At 59.9% G+C, this 21,852-nt stretch carries 15 protein-coding genes; 12 read left to right on the top strand and 3 right to left on the bottom strand.

The features are described 5' to 3' along the window. Positions 1–175 precede the first annotated feature (175 nt). Positions 176–1,129: an EndoS/ChiA family endoglycosidase gene (locus O148_RS16460; RefSeq protein ID WP_051620180.1), complete on the bottom strand. Its 954-nt coding sequence runs from the start codon at positions 1,127–1,129 to the stop codon at positions 176–178. Positions 1,130–1,437: 308 nt separating this feature from the next. Between O148_RS16460 and O148_RS0112380 the strand changes: the two genes are divergently transcribed. From O148_RS0112380 to O148_RS0112360, 5 genes are read left to right on the top strand one after another with little or no spacing between them, the layout of a single operon-like run. Beyond that, on the top strand, positions 1,438–2,529 hold the full coding sequence (locus O148_RS0112380; RefSeq protein ID WP_051620179.1) for an ABC transporter permease: 1,092 nt from the start codon (positions 1,438–1,440) through the stop codon (positions 2,527–2,529). Position 2,530: 1 nt separating this feature from the next. Next, positions 2,531–3,466: an ABC transporter permease gene (locus O148_RS16455; RefSeq protein ID WP_051620178.1), complete on the top strand. Its 936-nt coding sequence runs from the start codon at positions 2,531–2,533 to the stop codon at positions 3,464–3,466. After that, positions 3,385–4,518: an ABC transporter ATP-binding protein gene (locus O148_RS0112370; RefSeq protein WP_240470867.1), complete on the top strand. Its 1,134-nt coding sequence runs from the start codon at positions 3,385–3,387 to the stop codon at positions 4,516–4,518. The genes O148_RS16455 and O148_RS0112370 overlap by 82 nt, the downstream gene beginning before the upstream one ends. Then, positions 4,515–5,381, top strand: coding sequence for an ABC transporter ATP-binding protein (locus O148_RS16450; RefSeq protein ID WP_051620177.1), 867 nt, complete (start codon positions 4,515–4,517; stop codon positions 5,379–5,381). Before O148_RS0112370 ends, O148_RS16450 begins: the two co-directional genes overlap by 4 nt. A gap of 28 nt (positions 5,382–5,409) precedes the next feature. Beyond that, positions 5,410–7,155, top strand: coding sequence for an ABC transporter substrate-binding protein (locus O148_RS0112360; protein WP_026531173.1), 1,746 nt, complete (start codon positions 5,410–5,412; stop codon positions 7,153–7,155). A 102-nt stretch (positions 7,156–7,257) separates the two neighbouring features. On the opposite strand, the gene O148_RS0112355 is transcribed toward O148_RS0112360, so the two are convergent. Then, entirely contained in the window at positions 7,258–10,722 is a 3,465-nt protein-coding gene (locus tag O148_RS0112355) for a bifunctional proline dehydrogenase/L-glutamate gamma-semialdehyde dehydrogenase (RefSeq protein ID WP_026531172.1), read from the bottom strand. Between the two features lie 347 nt (positions 10,723–11,069). On the opposite strand from O148_RS0112355, the gene leuS reads away from it, so the two are divergent. From leuS to holA, 7 genes are all read left to right on the top strand, one after another. Next, entirely contained in the window at positions 11,070–13,580 is a 2,511-nt protein-coding gene (gene leuS, locus O148_RS0112350; RefSeq protein ID WP_026531171.1) for a leucine--tRNA ligase, read from the top strand. A 37-nt stretch (positions 13,581–13,617) separates the two neighbouring features. Continuing rightward, positions 13,618–14,589 carry a DegV family protein gene (locus O148_RS16445; RefSeq protein ID WP_035746075.1) on the top strand — a complete coding sequence of 324 codons (972 nt, stop codon included), beginning with the start codon at positions 13,618–13,620 and terminating at the stop codon, positions 14,587–14,589. 99 nt (positions 14,590–14,688) lie between these two features. Further along, positions 14,689–15,396, top strand: a complete 708-nt coding sequence (locus O148_RS0112340) for a ComEA family DNA-binding protein (protein ID WP_084157300.1) — start codon at positions 14,689–14,691, stop codon at positions 15,394–15,396. Positions 15,397–15,494: 98 nt separating this feature from the next. Next, positions 15,495–18,020, top strand: coding sequence for a ComEC/Rec2 family competence protein (locus tag O148_RS0112335; RefSeq protein ID WP_026531169.1), 2,526 nt, complete (start codon positions 15,495–15,497; stop codon positions 18,018–18,020). 399 nt (positions 18,021–18,419) lie between these two features. Then, positions 18,420–19,310 carry a hypothetical protein gene (locus O148_RS0112330; protein WP_026531168.1) on the top strand — a complete coding sequence of 297 codons (891 nt, stop codon included), beginning with the start codon at positions 18,420–18,422 and terminating at the stop codon, positions 19,308–19,310. Between the two features lie 43 nt (positions 19,311–19,353). After that, positions 19,354–20,361 (top strand): HNH endonuclease signature motif containing protein, encoded by a 1,008-nt coding sequence (locus tag O148_RS0112325; RefSeq protein WP_240470866.1) that lies wholly within the window; start codon positions 19,354–19,356, stop codon positions 20,359–20,361. Between the two features lie 71 nt (positions 20,362–20,432). Continuing rightward, positions 20,433–21,455: a DNA polymerase III subunit delta gene (holA, locus tag O148_RS0112320; protein ID WP_026531166.1), complete on the top strand. Its 1,023-nt coding sequence runs from the start codon at positions 20,433–20,435 to the stop codon at positions 21,453–21,455. An 84-nt stretch (positions 21,456–21,539) separates the two neighbouring features. Here holA and O148_RS0112315 read toward each other — a convergent pair. Beyond that, positions 21,540–21,852: IS30 family transposase (locus O148_RS0112315; RefSeq protein WP_026531165.1), on the bottom strand; the 313-nt coding region annotated here is incomplete at its 5' end.

The raw sequence follows: 21,852 nt of genomic DNA, 5'->3' as shown, positions 1-21,852 counted from the left end.
CGGCTGACATGAGTTGTCGGTCACCCCAAGTAGCCCGGCGGGTGGTCGCCTTTCGCAATGAAAGGCGACCACCCGCCGTCGCGCTTAAAATCGACTGTGCAAAACACGCACGCGACACGCCGTTAAAACGTGCATTATCTGCACAGTCGATTTCGAGTGTGCAGGGCTTCGCTGGCTAGCCTGCGAAACTTCCCGGCACGTAGGTACCGTCCATGATGGCCTTGAGGTTAGTAGACCAAGGGAAGTTCACCTTGCTCATGTCGCCATTGATTTTGAAAGCGTCGCGGTCAAGCGCGTACACGAACATCCCAGCTTTGGTGCCTTCCGCCGGTTGCCAGCGGGCATAGGCGGCGGCGCGACTGCTATCGAACGGCGCAGTGGCGTCATACCACGGCGAAGGGTTCGGTGCACCCTCCGGGAGGGAGACGCCGATCATAAACTTGCTGGGCGGAATCGCGTCTTTGAAGGTGTCCCAGGTTCCTTGGAGCGAGCCCGGATCACGACCATATGCCTGCAGGAGCAGATAGTCGATGCTGCTTGCGACGCCGCGGAAGACCCCGGTAGACCCAGTAAGGTTGGTGTCCAGGATGAGGAGTTGGTCGCTGCGCATTTTCGCTTTGACCGCTTTCATGACGCCGACGACGCGCTGTACCTGTTCGGTAGTGACGCTCCTGGTTTCGAAGTCGACGTCTAGGCCATCGAGTCCATAGGGGTTGATGTCGTTGTCAAGGATGCGTTGCGCAACGGCGTCATAACCGGCCTGCGTGTTTGGCTGGCTCGTGTCAACGAGTTGCGTCCAGCCTTTGGTGAGTACCACTTTTGTGCCTTGGGCATGCAATTTTGGTACATAGGTGTTTTTGAGTGCCGTCCAATAGGGGCTACCCGGGGGAGTGTAATCGGGAAACACCATGGCCAGACCCACGCTCGCCGGTATTTCATCCATGGTGACATTGGACGAGGCGTCGACTGTTTTGTCCGCCCAGGTGCGGTAGTAGCCGCCAAAGATCTGACCACTAGCGGCCTCTTCTTGGGTAGAGGTGGCCTCGGCGGCGGCAAATGATGAGGATGCGGGAATCGTCAGAGCGAGCGCCGCGAGGAGCGCCGCACTTTTTCGAATGACAGTTTTCATGTGTCACTTCCTTGTTCCATGAACCGGCGCGTGGGCTTTAGTAGCCCTCGGGGGCGCCGTGAAAGCAAGGCTAAACCGGTTCATGCGACCTGGCAAGACGTTCGATCCAAAGTATGGCAATGAATTGAGGCGCGTGGTTTGATCGGGCTCGCCAGAACTGCCGCTCTAGAGGCAACACGTGCCGAAAGAACTTGCGGAGTCGAACTAAACCGGATAAGTTGTGAGCTAACTCACTTACGAGACGAATGGTCGGAGCAATTGGCCGCGCAAATCTAACTCGTCGATGCGGTTGAGGAAGGAGATTTTGGATGATTGAGGCCGGTACTGAGCTGCCTGAGGAAGAGAATGCCGAGACGCTCGCGACTGCCAAACGCCGACGTAAAAAGAAGGGCACGCGGAATCAAAGCCTGACTTTTTTCTTGCGCAGGGGCGGCATGTACATCGGGCTCTTCATTGCGACGGTTGTTCTCAATTTCATCCTTCCTAGGCTGATTCCGGGAGATCCGGCTCAACAGCAAATCTTCGCTCTCACGCAAAAGCTGGGCCGACCCCCGGGACCGCTAGAAGTACAGTCCATTCTCGATCGTTACGGCGATCCCAATGAAAACATCTTCGTGTCCTTCTTTAAGTACGTCGGAAAGCTGTTTTCAGGGGACTGGGGGCTCTCTACCTATTTCTATCCGCAACCGGTCGTCGAAGTTATCTTTAGAGCCATGCCCTGGACCATTTACCTTGGGCTAGCCTCTACGCTGATCGGCTGGATAGTCGGAACCTATCTAGGTATCAAGGTTGGCTGGAAGCCTGGTGGCAAGTTCGACGCGATTTTGACGCCGATTGCCATGTTTATCGGTCGCATTACGCCGTTCTGGTTAGCCATTCTTATTGTTGTGGTGTTTTCATACACCCTTCAATGGTTCCCTGGGCAAGGCGCCTACAACACTGCTCTGACAGTAAACTTCCTCGACCCAATCTTCTTGCTGAGCGTGCTGGTCTATAGCATTCTCCCGCTGTTCACGCTGGTCCTGGTGGGATTTGCCCAGACCATGTTCAGCATGCGAAACATGATGATCACCACCATCAACGAAGATTACGTACAACTAGCCCGGGCAAAGGGACTCAGTGCTAAACGAGTCCGAAACAGCTACGCAGCTCGTAACGCGATTCTGCCGAGTATCACAGCACTCGCAGGATCGATGGGAGGAATCCTCTTCGCGGTCGTGCTCGCCGAAGGTGTCTTTGCCTATCCCGGTGTAGGTCAGGTTCTTGGCGTTGCCGAAGCTAATCGAGACTACCCGCTACTACAAGGCATTCTGCTGGTGACAACGATCTTTACGCTTGTCTTCGCGTTCATCATGGACTCGGTGTACGGCCTACTCGACCCCCGGATCAGGGAGAGCTGATATGTTCAAAAAATTCCTCTCCATAGGAAATGTTCAAATTGGCGTCGGCATCCTTGTCTTCTTCACCCTCGTCGCCATTTTTGGCGAATGGATTGTTCGAGCCGTATTTGGCTACGGTCCGTTTGATGTCGACCGAAATGCGATTGGCCAGCCGCCAAGTGCAGAACACTGGCTGGGCACCACGACGAGCGGTCAAGATGTCCTCGCCTGGCTCGTTACGGGCACCCGAATCTCTATGACAGTAGGCGTGGTGTCCATGCTGATAGGCCTCGGACTGTCGGTGCTCTTTGGAATGCTGGCGGGCTACGCAAAGGGGTGGTGGGGCCAAGTTATTAACGGCTTCATCCTTCTCGTAGGCACAATACCCTCGTTCCCCATCATTGTGATCTTGGCGGCGATCTTTCAAAACGCGAATATCTTCATTGTGGCTATCGTCATCGGCATTTTTGAGTGGGCTCCCGGGGCACGTGTGATTCGCGGGCAAACCCTTTCGCTGCGCAACCGCGATTTTAATACGGCATTGACTACCATCGGCGAAAGCAAGGCCCGAATCGTTTTCGCCGAGACGTTCCCACACCTCTTCGGCGTGCTCACGCCCTACTTGATGTTGCTCTTCGCTGCGGGTATCGGGACGCAAGCCGCCCTTGCTTTTCTAGGTATGGGCAGTGCCGAAGATGCAAGCTGGGGGCTCATGATGAATTATGCGATGGCTCAAAACGCTCTCTTTATCGGTGCATGGTGGTGGTTCTTTCCTCCTGGTTTGTGCATTGCAATCATTGGGTTCGCAACCGTGTTGATCAACTTCGGTATCGATGAAGTGGTGAACCCGCAACTTGATTCCAAGCGTCTGCGTTTGTGGCGCAAATACTCGCGCAAAGTCGAACACGATCCGGTGACACCGGAGAAGCGCGCGCAGGAAGTGAAGGTGGGTACATGAGCCTCTATCCTCTAAACCACGAAACAGGTAGCGAACCAATCATGAGTGTGCGCAATCTCTACGTGGATTACGTTTTACGAGACGGCCGCACTGTGCCAAGTTGCCAAGACATCAACCTAGACATCTATCCCGGCGAGATTGTGGGTGTTGCGGGTGAGTCGGGTAGCGGAAAGTCGACATTGCTCAATGCTCTCGGTCGCCTACAAAGACCGCCGGCCGTGACTTCGGGTGGACAGATACTTTTTCGCTCGCGCAACAGAGATGCTGACTCGGTTGATCTGGCGGCGCTCAACGAAAAGCAGCTAGAAAAATACCGCTGGGACGAAATATCCATTGTCATGCAAAGCGCCATGGCGAGTCTCAACCCGGTCATGCGGGTCAAGGATCAGTTCATTGATGTTCTGCAAAAACACAATTCGGAACTGTCTAAGGATGAGGCGCTCACCGAAGCGCGCCGTCTCATGGAACTGGTGGGAATCGACCCCGCGCGTCTGAACGGATATCCGCACGAGTTCTCCGGCGGAATGCAACAACGCGCCTTGATTGCTCTGTCTATGGCATGTCGCCCGTCGCTGATTCTGATGGATGAGCCGACCACCGCGGTCGACGTTATTCTGCAACGGCGCATCTTGAACCAAATCCTCGAGTTGCAGCGGGAATACGGTTTCGCCATTGTTTTCGTGACGCATGACCTTTCACTGCTGATGGAAATTTCGGACCGTATTGCCATCATGTACGCGGGAAAAATTGTGGAAGTTGGTACCCCCAAGACGCTCTACGAGCGGGCGCAACATCCTTACACACGGGGACTACGCGACGCTTTCCCGGCGCTAAGCGAACCCGTTCACGCGTTGAAATCGATCGAAGGCACAACGCCGGACCTCGCCAATTTGCCGCCGGGTTGCGCTTTTGCTCCGCGGTGCCCGCTCGCCCAGGAGATTTGCGTTCGTATCACTCCAGAACTTGAACTCAAGAACCGCGAACTCGTGGCGTGTCACTTCGCTGAAGAATCCGCTGCCATGAACTTCGAAGAAAGGGAGGCCGCGTCGTGATCGAGAATACTACCGCGACCGCTAAAGTCCCCGTCCTTGAGGCTAAAGAACTCACCTTGGAGTTTCCGGGCCGCTTTGGCAGTACCGAGCCCGTCCGCGCACTCAACAAGGTCAATGTTGCGATTCACCAAGGTGAAATTGTGGCTCTCGTGGGAGAAAGCGGATCCGGCAAGTCAACGCTCGCCAGAGTCTTCTCCAGAATTTACCAACCAACCGAGGGCGAGTTCCTCTTCCGCGGAGAATCTGTACCGAATAAGGGAAAAATTCCAAAATCGTACTACGCAGATGTGCAGATGATTTTTCAGGACCCATTTAACTCGCTGAATTCACTCAAGCGCATCAGCCACATCCTTGCGCGTCCGTTGCAGATTCACGGCATAGCCAAAAGCCGCAAAGACATTCGAGCGCAGCAAGAAGACCTCCTCACCAAGGTCAATTTGCTACCAGCTGCATCGTTCTTGGAACGGTTTCCCTCCGACCTTTCTGGTGGTCAACGGCAGCGCGTCGCGATCGCAAAGTCGCTGGCAGTGCGGCCCCGGGTGCTCATCGCCGACGAACCGACGTCCATGCTCGATGCGTCCATCCGCTTGGAAATTTTGAATCTTCTCATGCGAATGAGAAAAGACGAGAGCGTGGGTCTCCTCTATATCACCCACGATATCGCCAGCGCCCGCTACATTTCAGACCGCATTGTCGTCATGTACAAGGGCGAAGTGGTGGAAGAGGGCCCAACGGACCGCATCATTGGCAGCCCCCAACACGAATACACCAAACAACTCATATCCGCGGCGCCAAACCCGGCGCATTACAAAGGTTCTGACAGGGAAAAAGAAAGCACCTTTGCATCACCAACTCATCACTGACGGATGAGCCACCTGAAATGGAGAAAGAATGAAGAGTCAAGTGTCTCGCCGGAACTTTCTGGCGTTCACGGCAGCCATTGGCGCCGTGGGCCTGGCCGGTTGCGGCAATATCGTGGGCCAAAGCGGAACTGAGAAGGCAAAAAACGGCATTCTCACCTTCTCAGCCGGCGTCAATGCTTCGAACCAGTTTTTCCAGAACTGGAACATTTACAACAACTCGGAAGGTGTCAGTGCGGCACCCATGCTCGGGCTGGTGCTCCAGCCCCTCATGCGGATTTCCACCGACAGGAGCCTTTTGAAGCCGTGCCTGGCCGAAAGCGTCGAGTACTCCAACGGCGGTCAAACCGCGACCTACAAATTGCGTCAGGACGTCACCTGGAATGATGGTGAGAAATTCAATGCCGATGACGTGATTTACAGTTACAACGAAGTCTTTGGAAAACCGGGTCCGCAGAACAAGGAAGACATCTTCAAGAGCGACTTCCTGGCCAAGCCGGTCTACAAGACAGATGATTACACGGTGGTGTGCGAGTACAACTACCCGAACACTCAGCAGGACACCAACCTCGCCCTGTACTACCCGATTCTTCCCGAACACATTTACGGGCAGTTCCCGCTGTACAGCGAGGGCCGCAAAACCTTCCTGGAGAAGGACGCGATTGGCACCGGTCCCGTCAAGCTCAAGAGTTTTGATCCGCAGCGCGTCGTGTTTGAAATCCGGGACGACTACTGGGGCGGCGACTTTGGCGACCTCAAGCAAATCGAGGTGGTGCCACAAGGCACTGTCGCCAATGTCCAGGCCGTCATGACCAAGGGCGACGTTGATTGGCACCTCGGCGGCGGTCCAGGAATTGAAAAGTCCTTCGTCCCCATGGCCAAGGAGAACCAGTTCCAGTTCCTGCCGGACGGTTCGGCAAACGGGGTGCTTTTCAAGTGCAACCGGGCACCCTTCGACAACGCAGATTTACGCCGCGCCTTCCGCGATGCGGTTGATCCAAAGGTGATTCGAGATTCGGTAGCGACCGGATATGAGATTCCTACGGCTAGCGGGTTGACCCTGAGCCTCTACCAGGAGTTCGCCCCGGACCCGTACAACAAGGAACTGACTCAGGACACGGCGTCCGCGAAGGACTCCCTCGCGAAGTCGGGCTTCACCGTCAACGCATCGGGAAACTTGGAGAAAGATGGCAAGGAGTACCCTCTCGAAATTCTCAGTGTCGTTTCGGATCCCACTCAACAAGTCATGGCTCCCATGCTTGTAGAACAGTGGAGCAACGTCCTTGGCGTCAAGGTGAAGAATTCCCAACTCAATGACAAGGTCTTTGAAACCCGAGTCTCTCCACAGCCTAAGGAAGGCGAGAAGGCCGATCCGGTGGGTGGCGACTTTGACCTTGCCATTCGCAATACCAACTTCGGCGGCTCCCCGTACAACGCTTACCAGGCATACTTCCGCAACATGCGGGGTGTTCCCGGCATCGGTAACCAGGGCTACTGGGACATCGGTGTCGAGGGCGACAAGGCGTTGAAGGACCTCAAGGAACTTGATCCCTCGGACGTTGAGGGCATCAAGAAGCAAATGGGCATCATCGCGAAGTTCTACGCCGACGATGCCGCAACCATCCCATTCTTCTCCGGCGGTGCCCAGCTCCTCCTGAGCACTAAGAATTGGGTTGGCTTCCCCGAATACGGGAGCAGCGACGTCGACTACAAGGCGGTCGACGATTATTCCAACGCCGCCCTTGCGATCAGCAAGCTCAAGCCCGCAGGCAGCTAACACCGGCTAGCAGGCGCAATCAGTCTTATCCGCAGAAATCCCCACACAAAAGAGGGGCGGTACCGATCCCTGATCGGCACCGCCCCTCTTCATGTTCTGCGGCTAGAGCACCTTATCCGAAATGCTATCCGGGTTTCCGAACCGGTGCGCGGTGATGGAAATCGCCTGCTCGTGGAAGAACGGCAGCATCTCAATCCGTCCCGCCTCGGTCACCGGGCCCGCATAAATCGCCACATCCGGCGACCCGTTGACCGCTTCGGACAGCTCCGTGTACCCGCCGCCGATGACCCGCACCCGGGACGGCTTCTCCGCCGCAACACGGGTGGCAAAGGCATCGTCGGTCTCGATAGTCACCGAACCGCCGGCCTCCTCGATCACACGTACGACGGCGTTGCCCACCTCATGCGCGCTGCTCACCGAAAAGTGGGCGCCGGAGCGGATTGCGGCGGCCACGATTCGGACCAGGTCCGACACCGACCCGGCAGCGTTGAGCCGCAGGGTCACCGGAACCGGCACATACCGAAACTCGTTGCGCTCCACGCCCAGCCCGGACACGTCCGCGTTGATGCCAAAGCGAGTTGACCACTGGCGCTGATCGTTAGCGGCCGAACGCTCCAAGAACGCCACTTCGGACTCGGACAGGTCAGCTGCCGCCGCATCAACCAACCCGCGAACCGGGGCAGACAACGCCACGTCCACCGGATCGGTGGCAATTTCTTCGCGTTCCCAGGAACCCAGGTGCACAAGATAGTTAGGGCCACCGGCCTTGGCGCCCGGGCCAATGGCTGAGCGCTTCCAGCCGCCAAAGGGCTGACGGCGCACAATCGCGCCGGTGATCCCGCGGTTCACGTACAGGTTTCCGGCCTGAACCTTCTCCAACCAGGTCGCCAGCTCGCTCGAGTCCATTGTGTGGATTCCGGCGGTCAGACCGTAATCCGTCGCATTCTGGAAGGAAATCGCTTCATCCAGGTCTTTCGCTTCCATGATGCCAAGAACCGGACCGAAGAACTCGGTCAGATGGAAGTAGCTGCCCGGCTTGACGCCAGTGCGCACGCCAGGTGACCACAGGCGGCCGGTGTCATCCAGCTGACGCGGTTCCACGAGCCAGGATTCGCCCTCGCCAAGGGTCGTCAACGCGTCCTTGAGCTTGCCGGCGGCCGGTTCAATGATCGGCCCCATCTCGCTCGTCGCATCCTCGGGGTAGGCAACCACCAGAGAGGACGCGGCATCCACCAGTTGGGTGCGGAAGCGATCGGAGGACGCGGCCGAACCCACCAGAATCGCTAAGGACGCGGCCGAGCACTTCTGTCCGGCGTGCCCAAAGGCGGACTTCACCACATCGGCTGCGGCGAGGTCCAGGTCGGTGCTCGGGGTCACCACAATCGCGTTCTTGCCGCTCGTTTCTGCCAACAACGGCAAATCGGCTCGCCACGACTTGAAAAGTTTGGCCGTGTCATACGCACCGGTGAGAATCACCAAGTCAACCGCCTCATTGGCGATCAGGTGCTGGCCGATCGGACCTTCTTCCACGTCCACAAACTGCAACACATCGCGCGGTATTCCGGCTTCCCAGAGCGCCTCAACCACCACGGCACCCGAGCGCTTAGCCTGGGGGGCTGGCTTCACAATCACAGAGCTGCCAGCGGCCAGCGGCGCCAACATGGAACCGGCGGCAATGGCAACCGGGAAGTTCCACGGGGGAGTGGCTACCGTCAGCTTGGACGGCACAAAGCGTGCGCCTTCAACCGCATCCAGTTCCTCGGCGAGGTCCGCGTAGTAGTTGGCAAAGTCGATGGCTTCGGAGATTTCCGGATCGGACTCGGCAATCGTCTTGCCGGTTTCCGACGCGGACACCTCCACCAAATCGGCGCGTCGAGCGGCCAATTTCTCGGCAGCCGCGCGAAGCACCGACGCGCGTCCCGCCCCGCCCAATTCTGCCCAGCCCGGCTGGGCGGCAAGGGCGCGCTGGATGGCGGCATCGACGTCGTTCTTTGAATCCAGGCGAGAATCGGCAACCAACTGCACGCCCAATTGCGAGCCCGGGACACGGCCGAGAATCTCGGCACCCCAGGCGCGGACGCCGGGCAAGGACGGATCGGAATCCTCCTGGTTGGCGAAGCGGCCGGAGGCGTCACGCTCCATGCGCACGGGTTCCTGATGGCGGTTCGGCCCAGGCACGCTCAGGTCAAGGGCCGCCAAAGACTTCAAGAACCGGTCGCGCTCCCGATCAAAGAGCGTCGGGTTTTTCTCCAGCTCGAAGACCGCGGACATGAAGTTTTCCTGGCTGGCGTTCTCCTCCAGGCGGCGAATCAGGTAGCTGATGGCGACGTCGAACTGCTGGGGGCGCACCACCGGGGTGTAGAGCAGCACGGCTCCCACATCGCGGCGGATTTCCTGCGCCTGTTCCTCGGCCATGCCAAGCAACATCTCGAACTCGACCCGGTCCGAGACCCCGCGGGCCTCGGCCAAAATGTGCGCGAATGCAATATCGAAGAGGTTGTGCCCGGCCACGCCAATGCGCACCGCCGCGGCATGGTCGGGGCGCAGCGCCCAGTCCAAGACCCGCTTGTAGTTGGTGTCGGCGTCCTGCTTGGAGGCAACCGGTGCCAGCTCCCAGCCGTGCAGTTTCGCGTCGACGTTTTCCATGGCAAGGTTGGCGCCCTTGACCACGCGCACCTTGATTCCGGCGCCGCCGGCAGCTTGGCGTTCGGTCGCGAAGGCGGTCAAATCCTGGAGTGCACCAAGCGCGTCGGGCAGGTAGGCCTGCAACACGATTCCGGCTTCTAGCCCAGACAGGGCGGGGTTGGACAGGATCTTCTTGAAGACCGCGACGGTGAGGTCGAGGTCGTGGTATTCCTCCATGTCCAGGTTGATGAACTTGGGGCGGCCGGCGGCGACCTCGCGAGCGGCGTACTCATAGAGCGGGGTGAGGCGCTCGGCGACCTTGTCCACCGTCTCGTCGAAGGCCCACATGTTCAGCTTGGACACTACCGAGGACACCTTGATGGATACGTAATCCACGTCGGGGCGTTCCAGGAGTTCACGGGTGCCGCGCAGGCGGGCATCCGCTTCCTGGTTGCCAAGAACGGCTTCGCCCAGCAGGTTGATATTCAGGCGGCTGGACTCATCGCGCAGCTTCGCGATCGATTTGCCCAGCTGTTTGGGGCGCGCATCCACAATCAGGTGCGCCACCATTTGGCGCAGCACGGCGCGGGCGATCGGCACCACAATTCCAGGAAGGATAGGTGCTAGCACTCCGCCGAGCTTCACACCGAGTTTCATGTACCAGGGCAGGAAGGTCGGTGCCTTCTTCGCCAGTAGCGCGAGTTCGCGCGCGGCCACCCGGGTGTCTTCGGGCCGAATGACCCGGTCCACAAACCCGAGCGTGAAGTCCAGACCCACGGGATCTTTAAGAACTTCGGCAAGAAGTTCGGCGGACTTGGACGCCTTGACTTTGGGGCGGTCCGCAGCGGAATAGGGCGCAATCCCTAGCCATTTACGGACCAAATCTACGGTTTGCTCGCCCAAATCTTGTGGGCGTGGCTCCATTGCATCAAACGTAGTCATAACGGTTTACCTACCAGAATGACGGACCCTCTCGCTCTGCTTGGATGAGGGTGAATCGGCCGTGGGAGCACTCCTCCTCGGCGCGGCATTCTCCGGCGCGGACACGGGTTTGCCAATAGGAGAATATCGCTAGATTTCACCGATGCAAACTTGGGGGTGAGCTATAGTTATTCCCATGCATTTCTTGCTTCTTCTTAGCTAGCCGCGGCGCTCTATCGAGTGACGCGGCCGCCCCTTGTGCGCAAGGGGTTTTTGTTTGCCCAAAAGGGCTTGCCGGGCGCACGAGTCCAGGCACCGCGCACGGGGCATGAAGAAGATGGAACACCCACGGTTTATAAAGGGCAGTGATGAGCACAGAGTTGAACACGGAGACCGACGTCCGCGAATATGACACCGCGCGCATGGAAGCGAAATGGCCCGCGGTCTGGGACGCGCTCAACGTGTACGTGGCGGACAACGAGGACACCGAGCGCGAGCGCTTCACCGTGGTCGACATGTTCCCCTACCCATCTGGCGACCTGCACATGGGCCACGCCGAGGCCTACGCGATGGGGGACGTCGTGGCGCGGTACTGGATGCACCGCGGTAAGAACGTGTTGCACCCGGTGGGGTGGGATTCTTTTGGGCTGCCCGCCGAGAACGCCGCGATCAAGCGCAACGCGCACCCCAGTGAATGGACGTACGCGAACATTGAGACTCAGGCGAAGAGTTTCCGCCGCTACGCGCTCTCGCTGGATTGGTCCCGCCGCCTGCAAACTTCGGACCCCGAGTATTACCGTTGGACACAGTGGCTGTTCAAGCGTTTTTATGAGCGCGGTTTGGCCTACCGCAAGAACTCGCCGGTCAACTGGTGCCCCAAGGATCAGACCGTGCTCGCCAACGAGCAAGTGGTCAATGGCGCGTGCGAGCGCTGCGGCACCATGGTCACCAAAAAGAACCTGAATCAGTGGTACTTCAAGATCACCGATTACGCCGACCGCCTGCTTGATGACATGGACCAGTTGGAGGGTCAGTGGCCCGAGCGGGTGCTCTTGATGCAGCGGAACTGGATTGGGCGCAGCGTTGGCGCGCACGTGACCTTCCAGATCCCGGCCGTGGGTGAGATGAACGACGGCGATGCTCGCCCAGAAGCGTCCGTCACCGTGTTTACAACTCGCCCGGACACGTTGTTTGGCGCCACATTTATGGTGGTGGCCGCAGACTCGGAGGTTGCCATGGATTTGGTTGCGCCTTCGCAGCGGGCGGCGCTGGAGGAGTACCGCGAGTCCATTAAGACGCTCTCCGATATTGACCGGCAGTCCTCGGACCGGGAAAAGACCGGCGTGCCGTTGGGGCGGGTTGCGATCAACCCGGTATCCGGCGAGGAGATCCCGGTCTGGGCCTCGGATTACGTGTTGGCCGATTACGGAACCGGCGCCATCATGTCCGTTCCCGCGCACGATCAGCGCGACCTGGACTTTGCGCGCGCCTTTGACCTGCCGATTCGCATGGTGGTGGATACCGGAGAGGAAGACCCTGCCGTGTCCGGTGTGGCGACCACTGGTGACGGCGTCATGGTGAATTCGGGTCCTTTGGATGGACTGAATAAGCAGGATGCCATTGCCGCCGCCACCGAGTTGGTGGAATCCCGCGGAACCGGGGAGGCGACCGTCAATTACCGCCTGCGCGACTGGCTGCTCTCCCGGCAGCGGTTCTGGGGGGCGCCGATCCCGATCATTCACTGCGAAATCGACGGAGAAGTTCCGGTGCCGGATAACCAGTTGCCGGTGGAGTTGCCGACAAATTTGCGCGGCGAGCAGTTGGCGCCCAAGGGCGAGTCGCCGTTGGCGTCGGCAACCGACTGGGTCAATGTCACCTGCCCGATCTGCGGTGGCCCAGCCCGACGGGATACCGACACGATGGACACGTTTGTGGACTCCAGTTGGTACTTCCTGCGGTACGCGTCCCCGCGCGATGACAAGGAGCCCTTCGCCGAGGACCAAGTGAATAAGTGGCTGCCGGTGGATCAGTATGTGGGCGGCGTGGAGCACGCGATCTTGCACTTGCTGTATGCGCGCTTCTTCACCAAGGTGCTTTTCGATATGGGCATGGTGAACTTCACCGAGCCGTTCAAGGCGTTGCTGAACCAGGGCCAGGTGCTGAACCAGGGGAAGGCCATGAGCAAGTCGCTCGGCAACGGCGTGGATTTGAGCGAAGAATTGGACCGTTTTGGCGTCGATTCTGTGCGCATGGCGATGGTTTTTGCCTCGCCGCCTGCCGATGATGTGGACTGGGCGGACGTCTCGCCCGCGGCCATGGGCAAGTTCTTGGCGCGCGCCTGGCGTGTGGCGCGTGACGTCGAGGCTACCGAGGCGGATGCCGGCGAGGGTAACCGTGCGATGCGTTCGGCCACGCATAAGGCCGTGCATGATGCGGCGCAGTTGGTCGAGTCCGGCAAGTTCAATGTGGTGATTGCCCGCGCCATGGAACTGGTGAATGTCGCCCGCAAGTTTATTGATGACGGCAACGCATCAGACCCCGCCGCGCAGGAAGCGGCCGAGGCGATTGCGATTCTGTTGAGCCTCTTTGCGCCGTACACCGCCGAGGATATGTGGGAGCTGTTGGGGCATGAGCCCTCGATTGCCCGTGCGCCGTGGCCCGAGGTGGATGAGAGCCTGCTGGTCGAGGACACGATTACCGCGGTGGTGCAGATTCAGGGCAAGGTGCGTGAGCGCCTGGAGGTGTCCCCTGAGATTAGTGCGTCCGAGTTGGAGGCGCTCGCGCTAGCCTCGGATGGCGTTAAGCGATTCCTGGACGGACGTGGGATCCGCAAGGTCATTGTGCGCGAACCCAAACTCGTCAATATTGTCCCGGAATAGGGAGATGACGTTCGGAGAGGGTCGGTAGGATTTCAGCATGAGCGCGAAGCAGCCCCGCACTTCTCGATGGTTGCCGCGCCCGGCCGGGTGGCTGGGGCGCGGGCGGGTCAAGGATTCCGGTACCGAGGCCGCCGCGTCCAAGGTGGCGATCGTCACCGACAGTACTGTGGCGCTCTCGGACGAGTTGGAACCGGGGGTTCTTGGCCACGAGGGTCTGCGGGTTGTCGCGACGCCGGTCATGATTGGCGAACACATCTTTGACGAGGGTAAGGACGATGTTCTTGAGCCGCTCGCGATGGCCTTTGCCGAGGGCGGGGCGGTCAAAACGTCGCGGCCCTCGCCCGGTGCCTTTGAACGCACTTACCGGGAGCTCGCCAAGGCCGGATATACCGACATTGTGTCGATCCATTTATCCTCTGACCTCTCCGGGACGGTGGACTCGGCGAAACTTGCCGCCCAGGCCGCTCCCGTGCCAGTCACGATTATTGATACGCGCTCGGTGGCTTCCGGTGCGGGTTTGGCTGTGCTGGCCGCGCTCAAAGCGGCGGACAGCGGCAAGAGCGCGGCCGAAGTGGCCCAGGTGGCGCGGACCGTGGCGGCGGATTCGACGCTTCTGTTTCTGGTGCCTAGCCTCGATTACTTGCGCAAGGGCGGCCGTATCAGCGTTGCCGCCGGATTCTTTGGTCAGCTACTCGACGTCAAACCGCTGTTGAAACTCGTCGAGGGGCATATCGTGCCGATCGAAAAGGTGCGCTCTAATAGTAAGGCGATGAACCGTTTGGCGACCCTCGCCTTAGGCGAGGACGTCGCGGAAGGCGGCATCGCCGTCGTACATTATTTCGGCAAGGCGGGCGAACCTACCGAGCAAGCCCGGCAACTGGGCATGACGCTGGCGAGCACCGGCGGCATGGACGTGCGCTTTGTGCCGATGCCCGCGGTGCTCGCTGCCCACGCAGGGCCGGGAGTGATTGCCGTGGTGGTGTCCAAGAGGGGCGCTGCGTTGTCTTAGCGAGGCATGCTCCTACACAGGCACGGTTTTTTACTGGGTTGTCCACAATTGCGATGTTTTAGGGTGCTGTGCGCAATTGAGGTCTTTTAGCCTCAAGGGATGATTGAACACATTCGTGAGCGCGAGCGTCAACGGGTTCGCTCGCCGGGCGTGCGCTGGAAATTCAAGCCGGCGCTCATCATTGCTGCGGCTGTGTTGGCAGCGATTGCGTTGGCCCTCGTTTTTAGGAACGTGTGGTTGGGGGCGAGTGCCGCCGAGCCTGTTGCGCTCGGTGACGTGGTGAGTTCCGAGAGCGCGCAGCCAATGTCGACGGGCTCGCCCCTGCCACGTCCCAGCGCATCCGAGAGTGCCGGTACTGCATCCGCGATCAAGGTGTATGTGACGGGTGCGGTTGCCTCTCCGGGTGTGTATGCGCTGGGTTCCGATTCACGGGTAGAGGATGCGGTTGAGGCGGCCGGTGGGCTTACCGAGGAGGCCGACGCGCTCAAAGTGAACCTGGCGAGCAAGCTGAGCGATGGGCAGCAGATTTACGTGCCGCAGGTGGGGGAGGATGTGCCGCCCGGAATTGCGGCAGGACCCGGGGCTGCTAGCGGTAGTAGTTCCGGCGGGTCCGGCGGTGTAGTGAATCTCAATAGCGCCTCCAGTGACGATTTGCAGGAATTGCCCGGGATCGGGCCCGCGCTGGCCGAACGTATCGTGCAGTGGCGCGACGAGAATGGCGGGTTTCGCAGTGTGGAGGAACTGGACAACGTCTCTGGGATCGGGCCCGCGTTGATGGGGCGGCTTCGTGATCGGGTGAGTGTCTGAGGACGATGGGTTCGCGGAATAGTGCTGTGGCATCAGGTTCTTCTGAGCTGACACGAATCCGCGACCTTCGACTTGTTCCACTAGCGCTGGCGCTTTGGGTGTCCACAATCGTGGCGCTGTATTCGTTCGCGTGGGTGCTTGGCTGGGTCGTCGTGGGCGCCGGGCTGCTCGGTCTATCGGGTGTCTTGGTGCCGCGTTGGCCGTGGATGCGGACGGTCGGGATGCATGTCATTGTGGCTGCGCTGCTAGTGGGCGTGCAAGCAATTGCGCTGGGATCTATGGGGGCTCAGCGAGCGGCGGTGGCTGCTTCTGTGCTGGAGGCAGCGGGCAGCGGGGCCCGCTTTTCTGCGGTCATCGAGGGCGATCCCGTGGCGCTGTCCATCTCGCAGTTTGGGGCACCCGCTGGCGCTGGTAGCGATGGTTCGGGCGGTTCAGGCGGTGGTGCGCCCGGATCGGTGGCTCCTCGCGGGTACGTCATTCAAGCCTCGCTGGTGCGGGTCGGGGAGATGCCTGTTCGCGAACGAGTATCACTGTTTACGCCGCCGACGTGGAGTGAGTTGGCGCCAGGCACACGTGTTTCGGGTTTTGGCGTGTTTCGGGTGCAGGAACAGCCCAGTCGCTCGTTGTTTTCCGTAGGGGTGCGGGCGCCGCCGGTCGTGGCAAACACGGACGCCCTTATGGAGGCGACGGTTGGTTGGCGAAATTCGCTGCGAGACATCGCCGGAAAATTAGGGGGCGGCGCACGTCAATTGCTGCCGGGGATGGTGGTCGGAGACACGCGCGACCTCTCCCCAGCGTTGTCCGAGGACATGAAAATTGCTGGGCTGACGCATTTGCTGACGGTGAGCGGCGCCAACTGTACCTATATTTTGGCTTTCGTCTGGCTGTGTCTGCGGTTGATGAGGGCACCGCGATTTCTTGCGAGTGTGCTTGGGATTCTTGCCCTGGCCGGGTTCGTGGTGTTGGTGCGTCCTGAGCCTTCAGTGGTGAGGGCGGCGGTCATGGGAGCGTTGGGGGCACTGGCCATCATGAATGGCCGGGGGAGAGTGGCGTTCAACGCGCTAGTCATGTCGGTGGTTGTCCTCCTCATGATCGACCCGTGGCTAGCCATACAGTATGGATTCGCGCTCTCGGTGGCGGCAACTCTGGGATTGATTGTGCTAGCTCCCGCGTTGGCGCGGCGACTGAGTGCGTGGATGCCGGGGTGGTTGGCCGTCGCGATCTCGGTGCCGCTGTCCGCTCAGATCGCGTGCACACCGATTCTTCTCGGGTTGCAGAACTATGTCGGTGCCTACGCCGTCGTGGCGAATCTGTTAGTCGGGATATTCGTCCCGGGTATTACAGTGCTGGGGATATTGGCCATGGTGACGGCGCAAGCTGGCGTTGCGTTAGCGGCCATCGGTGTGCCGCAAGCCGAGGGCGCTGCAAGTTGGTTCGCCCAGGTGATTGCTATTCCGGCGGGTTGGGGCACCGAGGTGATTTTCGCCGTCGCACGTCAGATTGCCGATTGGCCGCTGGCAAAGATTCCATGGATTGAAGGCTGGGGCGGAATTGCGTTGGCGCTGCTCGGGGTGACTGCCGTTGTGGTGTGGGCATTTGGGCTGTGGCCGCACCTTGCACGCTTCGCGCGGGATTTTTCTGTGCGGCTGACGAGTCGCTGGACGTGGCGGGGTCGGGGAGCGAAGCATCGCGGGGGCGTCTCTGGCAAGGGATCTATTGGGGTTCGTCGGACGGCGCGAAGTGGGCTCGCACGGCCCCGCGTCGCTGTGATCGCCGCACTGGGGGCGTTTGCGCTCACCTGGTTGTTGGCCCCGCTGGTTCCATTACTGCCGGGAGGACTGCGGTCTGCGGACGTCGTCGCGTGCGATGTGGGCCAGGGCGACGGGGCTTTTGTGCGCACGGGCGATGATTCAGCGCTGGTTTTCGATGCGGGAGTGGAACCGGAGACGATGACGTCGTGCTTGCGACGGGCGGGGGTATCGAGGGTCGAGGTGCTATTTCTGACGCATGCCCATGCAGATCATATCGGTGGCGCGAAGAGCGTGCTGGAAAATTTCACTGTGGGTCGGGTCGTGTTCTCGGGGTCGGAGTCGGTGTTGCAAGCTGTCGTGAATGTGGCGCGGTTGCGAGGCATTCCGGTGGAGCAAGGTTTGGCCGGGATGCAGGGGAGAAGTGAGGCAGATGCCGCCATTGCGTGGCGCGTGCTCTGGCCGCTGCGGGCGTTGCCGTCAAACGCGTCCGGTGGAGGGTCGTCTCCGGAAGGCTCGGTGGAGAACAATTCTTCGCTAGTTGTCCGGGTCGATGTATCTGGAGTGCCACCGGGTAGCGTCACGTCCGCGCTGTTTACAGGCGACATAGAAGCGGAGGCTGCGGCGCCGTTGCTACGAAGTCAAAGTCCGGGTTTCTGGACAACCATCCAGGTGTTGAAAGTGGCGCATCACGGGTCGGCCGGGTCGGGAACTGAAATGATCGAGGCGATTCGCCCGAGAATCGCTTTGATTTCCGCGGGGCTCAACAACGACTATGGCCATCCGCGCCCGGAAATATTATCTGCGCTTGAAAGGGTTGGTGCACGAATTTTGCGGACCGATCAGGGCGGATCTCAATTGGTTAACTGGAAATAGCTCGGTAATGCTGAATCTAATGCTGGACGTGAGCGCGGAGGAGCTACCTAGAGTCGACGGCGACCGGGCAAGGTTTGGACGAAATTCTAGGTATTGCGGGCGATGGTGTTGTGAGCTTAGTTTGAGCCGTGAGTTGTTGCGTGTTTCGGTAGCTGAGCACGCTAGTGGTGCGAAGATTCGCCGGGGTGCGTATCTGCTGCTGGGTTCGGATCGCTGCCGAGCGGCTTCTTGGACGTCACTTTGTCAGGGCACAAGTTTACTGCAGGAATTCCCAATAAGCGCACAGCATGAATTACGTAAAAGGTCAATATGGATAACCTTAAACGGGTGGTTGAAGAATGGTGTTGAATTATTCGAAATAAGTTGTGGCGTGCCTCACATGAGAGTAGTATTAGTGGTATGGAAGACCTGAATCTCGGGGCGCAACGCCCGGACCGGAAAGCCGGTGACACTCGTGGGGATGACACCCCGACTGTCACCGGTCCGGTTGCTGCGGGCAACGGTGCGCGCGAGGCGACGGGAGTGTCCTCGGGTAACGGTTCTTCTGCTCATGGTCCCGACGTTAACAGCCGGCACCGACATCCAGTTTCCGGCCACAATGCCGCCCCGGAGCCTGCTGGTGTCGATCCCATAGCGGCCCCCGATGCCGATGCTGATGCTGTGGCTGGTGTTGGGGTGGCGAGTGTGTTTTCGGGTGTGGCGGGGTTGGCGGACGTGTCCGCGGTGTTGCGGGGTCTGGTGGATGAGTTGGGTGTGGTGGGGGTGGGGGCGCCGCGGCGGGATATTTTGGATGCCGCGCTAGAGGTTGAAGCGTTATCCCGTGTGCTGGGTTCGGTGCAGGTGCGGTTGGCCGGGTTGTTGGAGAGCGAGCATGTGGCCTCCAGTCCGCGGGGCGGATCGTATGGGTGGGAGGATGAGCCGTTACGTCCGGAATATAAGTCCACGAAGGACTTGATGGTCAACACGTTGCATATTCGGGGCCGGGACGCGGCGAACCGGTTGGCGTTGGCGGAGGTGACCGCGCCGCGGGTGCATATGGACGGGTCGCCTCGGGACGCGAAAGAACCGGAGTTGGCCAAACTGGTGGCCGCTGGTGAGGTCGGGATCGATGGTGCGGTGGTGATCCACGAGGCGGTGAAAAGTATCCGGTCCCATAGATCGATGGGTTCCGCGTTTGAGGGTGAGTCATCGGGTGTGGATGTGGATGAGTTTGCGGTGGCCGCGGAGCAACATTTATGTGAGCTTGCCTCCGGGTTCGGGCCCGAGTTCTTGCGTCGGCACGGGCGCTAGTACCGGCACGGGTGCTGGTGCTAGCGCGGGTGCTGGTGTGGGTGTGGACACGCCTGTGGGTCAGGTGTTGGCGATGCTCGGCGTGGAACCTACCGGTGGGCAGGTCGAGCGCTCCAGGCAGGGGTGGGAAGCGACCTACCCGCAAAAACTCCTCGACATCCTCATCGCCACGGCCCGGCACGGCGCACTCGCGCTCACCGACCCACCCACCACACCCCGTACCAACACTTCGCCCAGCAGCAAGAAGGGCGGCATTGGCCCGGCCGCGGCCGAACATGGAGAATCGGCGCCTGATGCGTTGGACGGCGGGGCGCTCGCGCACCCGGCCGGGGCCCACAAACCCGAACCAGCAGCGCCACCGCGCCCCGCTACCGCAGATGCGGCCGCCGATGTTTCTGCAGGTCCGGGGCCGGAGCCCGGGTCGGTTAGTGGCGATGGTGGCCTGGATTCTCGGGTGATGGTGCGTTCTCAGCAAACCCTGATCGCGATCATTGATCAGAACGACCTGACCGGCGCACTCGAGTCCGCTCACGGGGTCGGGTTCTTGGAGCGGACCGGACCGATCCCGGCCAGCCGGTTACGGAAAATGGCGTGCGAGGCGAACATCATCCCCGTCGTGATGGGCGGCAACGGGCAACCCCTGGATGTCGGGCGGGCGAAACGGCTTTTCACCCCCGCCCAACGCGCCGGCCTTTACGCCAGGGACCGGGGCTGCATCTTCCCGAACTGCACCACACCCATGAGCCTGTGCGAAGCACACCACCTGAACCCCTGGTCCCGAGGCGGGACCACGAACCTGGACAACGGGGTACTCCTGTGCTCCTATCACCATCATCTGATCCACCGGGAACACTGGAAAATCATCATCACTAACCACACACCCTGGCTCATCCCGCCACCCTGGACCGACCCCGCCCAACACCCCGTCCGCAACCAACTCCACCACAACCCCACCACCGCCCACACCCACACCACGCCAATAAACACGGCGCGACCTCGAACCGGATTCGCTCACTTAGACTTGCTAGGTAATACCGATGCGACACGATAAGCAGGGCCGTGGCGTCGCATCGGTGTCTCCAGAAGCCAATGAGTACTGGCGTCAAGCGACCGAGGAGAGTAGTGGCACAAAAGAGTGGGTCTTCCAAGCGTGGCGCGTCGGCAGGCAAAACCGTCAGCGCTGGCGTCTCATGGCGCGACGCCGGCCCGGCTCCGATAGTGCTCGTGAGCGGAACCGAAGACTTCCTCGCTTCGCGAGCGATCTCCCAAATACGCAATGCAGTCCGCACAAGTGCTCCCGACGTCGAGGAACACAATATTGACGCTGCTAACTACGCGGCAGGCGATCTTTCTCTGGCGACGAGCCCTTCGCTATTTTCCTCAGACAAACTCATCATCGCCGATAACGCTGCCAGCATGAGTGATGATTTCCTCACGGACGCACTAAGCTATCTCGATCAACCTGAAGAGGGTGTCGTGTTGGTCATCCGCCACGGAGGCGGTATGCGCGGGAAGAAACTGCTTGACTCCATCAAGAAATCGACCCATCCCGTCATTGACGCAACACCGCTCAAAAAAGACGCCGAGAAACTCGAATTCGTGCGGCTCGAAGTCGCGGCCCAGAACCGCCGCATGGAACAAGAAGCCGGTTTCGCGTTGGTCCAAGCGGTTGGTGCTTCACTCCCAGATCTCGCAGCTGCGGTGCAGCAACTACTCTCCGACGTCAGCGACACCGTCACAAAAGCACATGTCGACAACTATTACGGCGGCCGCCAAGAAGCCACAGCATTCAAAGTCGCAGACGCCGCGGTTACCGGCCAACGTGCAGTAGCAATGTCAAACCTGCGCCACGCGATCGACACGGGGGTGGATATCGTCCCCATCGTCGCGGCCTTGGCTATTCGCATGCGCCAAATCGCCTCCGTCTTCGACTTTCACGGCCCCAGCGCTGCGCTTGCGAAACAACTCGGTATGGCACCATGGCAAGTCGACCAGGCAAAGCGCGACGCCCGCCGCTTCACCGCTCCCGGTATCAAACGCTCCATCCAAGCAATCGCTCAAGCAGACTTCGAGGTCAAAGGCGGCGCCAAGGACCCGATCTACGCGGTCGAACACGCCATTCTCACCGTGTCAGCGCGCGACTAAGCGCCCGCCGGTTCCAGATTCCACATAAAGCATGCGAACTCATATTGCGATTTGCCACGTTTGACGCCTTTCCCCGAGGCGGTTTCAAGGGGCTAGTGCAACACGGTTTGCTTGTATTTGTTGTTCCAGTTTGACGGTTGCGCTGAGGTAATCGTGCATTCGGCGGGGTCGGATGTTGATGAGGTGTTCCGTGTTCGCGATGTCCTCGTCGCTAATGTTGTTGAAGTTGGTGCCTTTGGGGTAGAAGTCGCGGATGAGCCCGTTCGTGTTCTCGTTGCTCGGGCGCTGCCAGGGCGAGTGCGGGTCGCAGAAGTACACTTTGCAACCGGTATCGATGGTGAATTGTGCGTGGTGAGCCATTTCTTGGCCTTGGTCCCAGGTGATCGCATTCGTGGAC

Origin of the sequence: Haematomicrobium sanguinis DSM 21259, assembly GCF_000688395.1 — a bacterium.
Taxonomy (GTDB): domain Bacteria; phylum Actinomycetota; class Actinomycetes; order Actinomycetales; family Micrococcaceae; genus Haematomicrobium; species Haematomicrobium sanguinis.
This window is presented reverse-complemented; position numbering and strand designations above follow the sequence as displayed.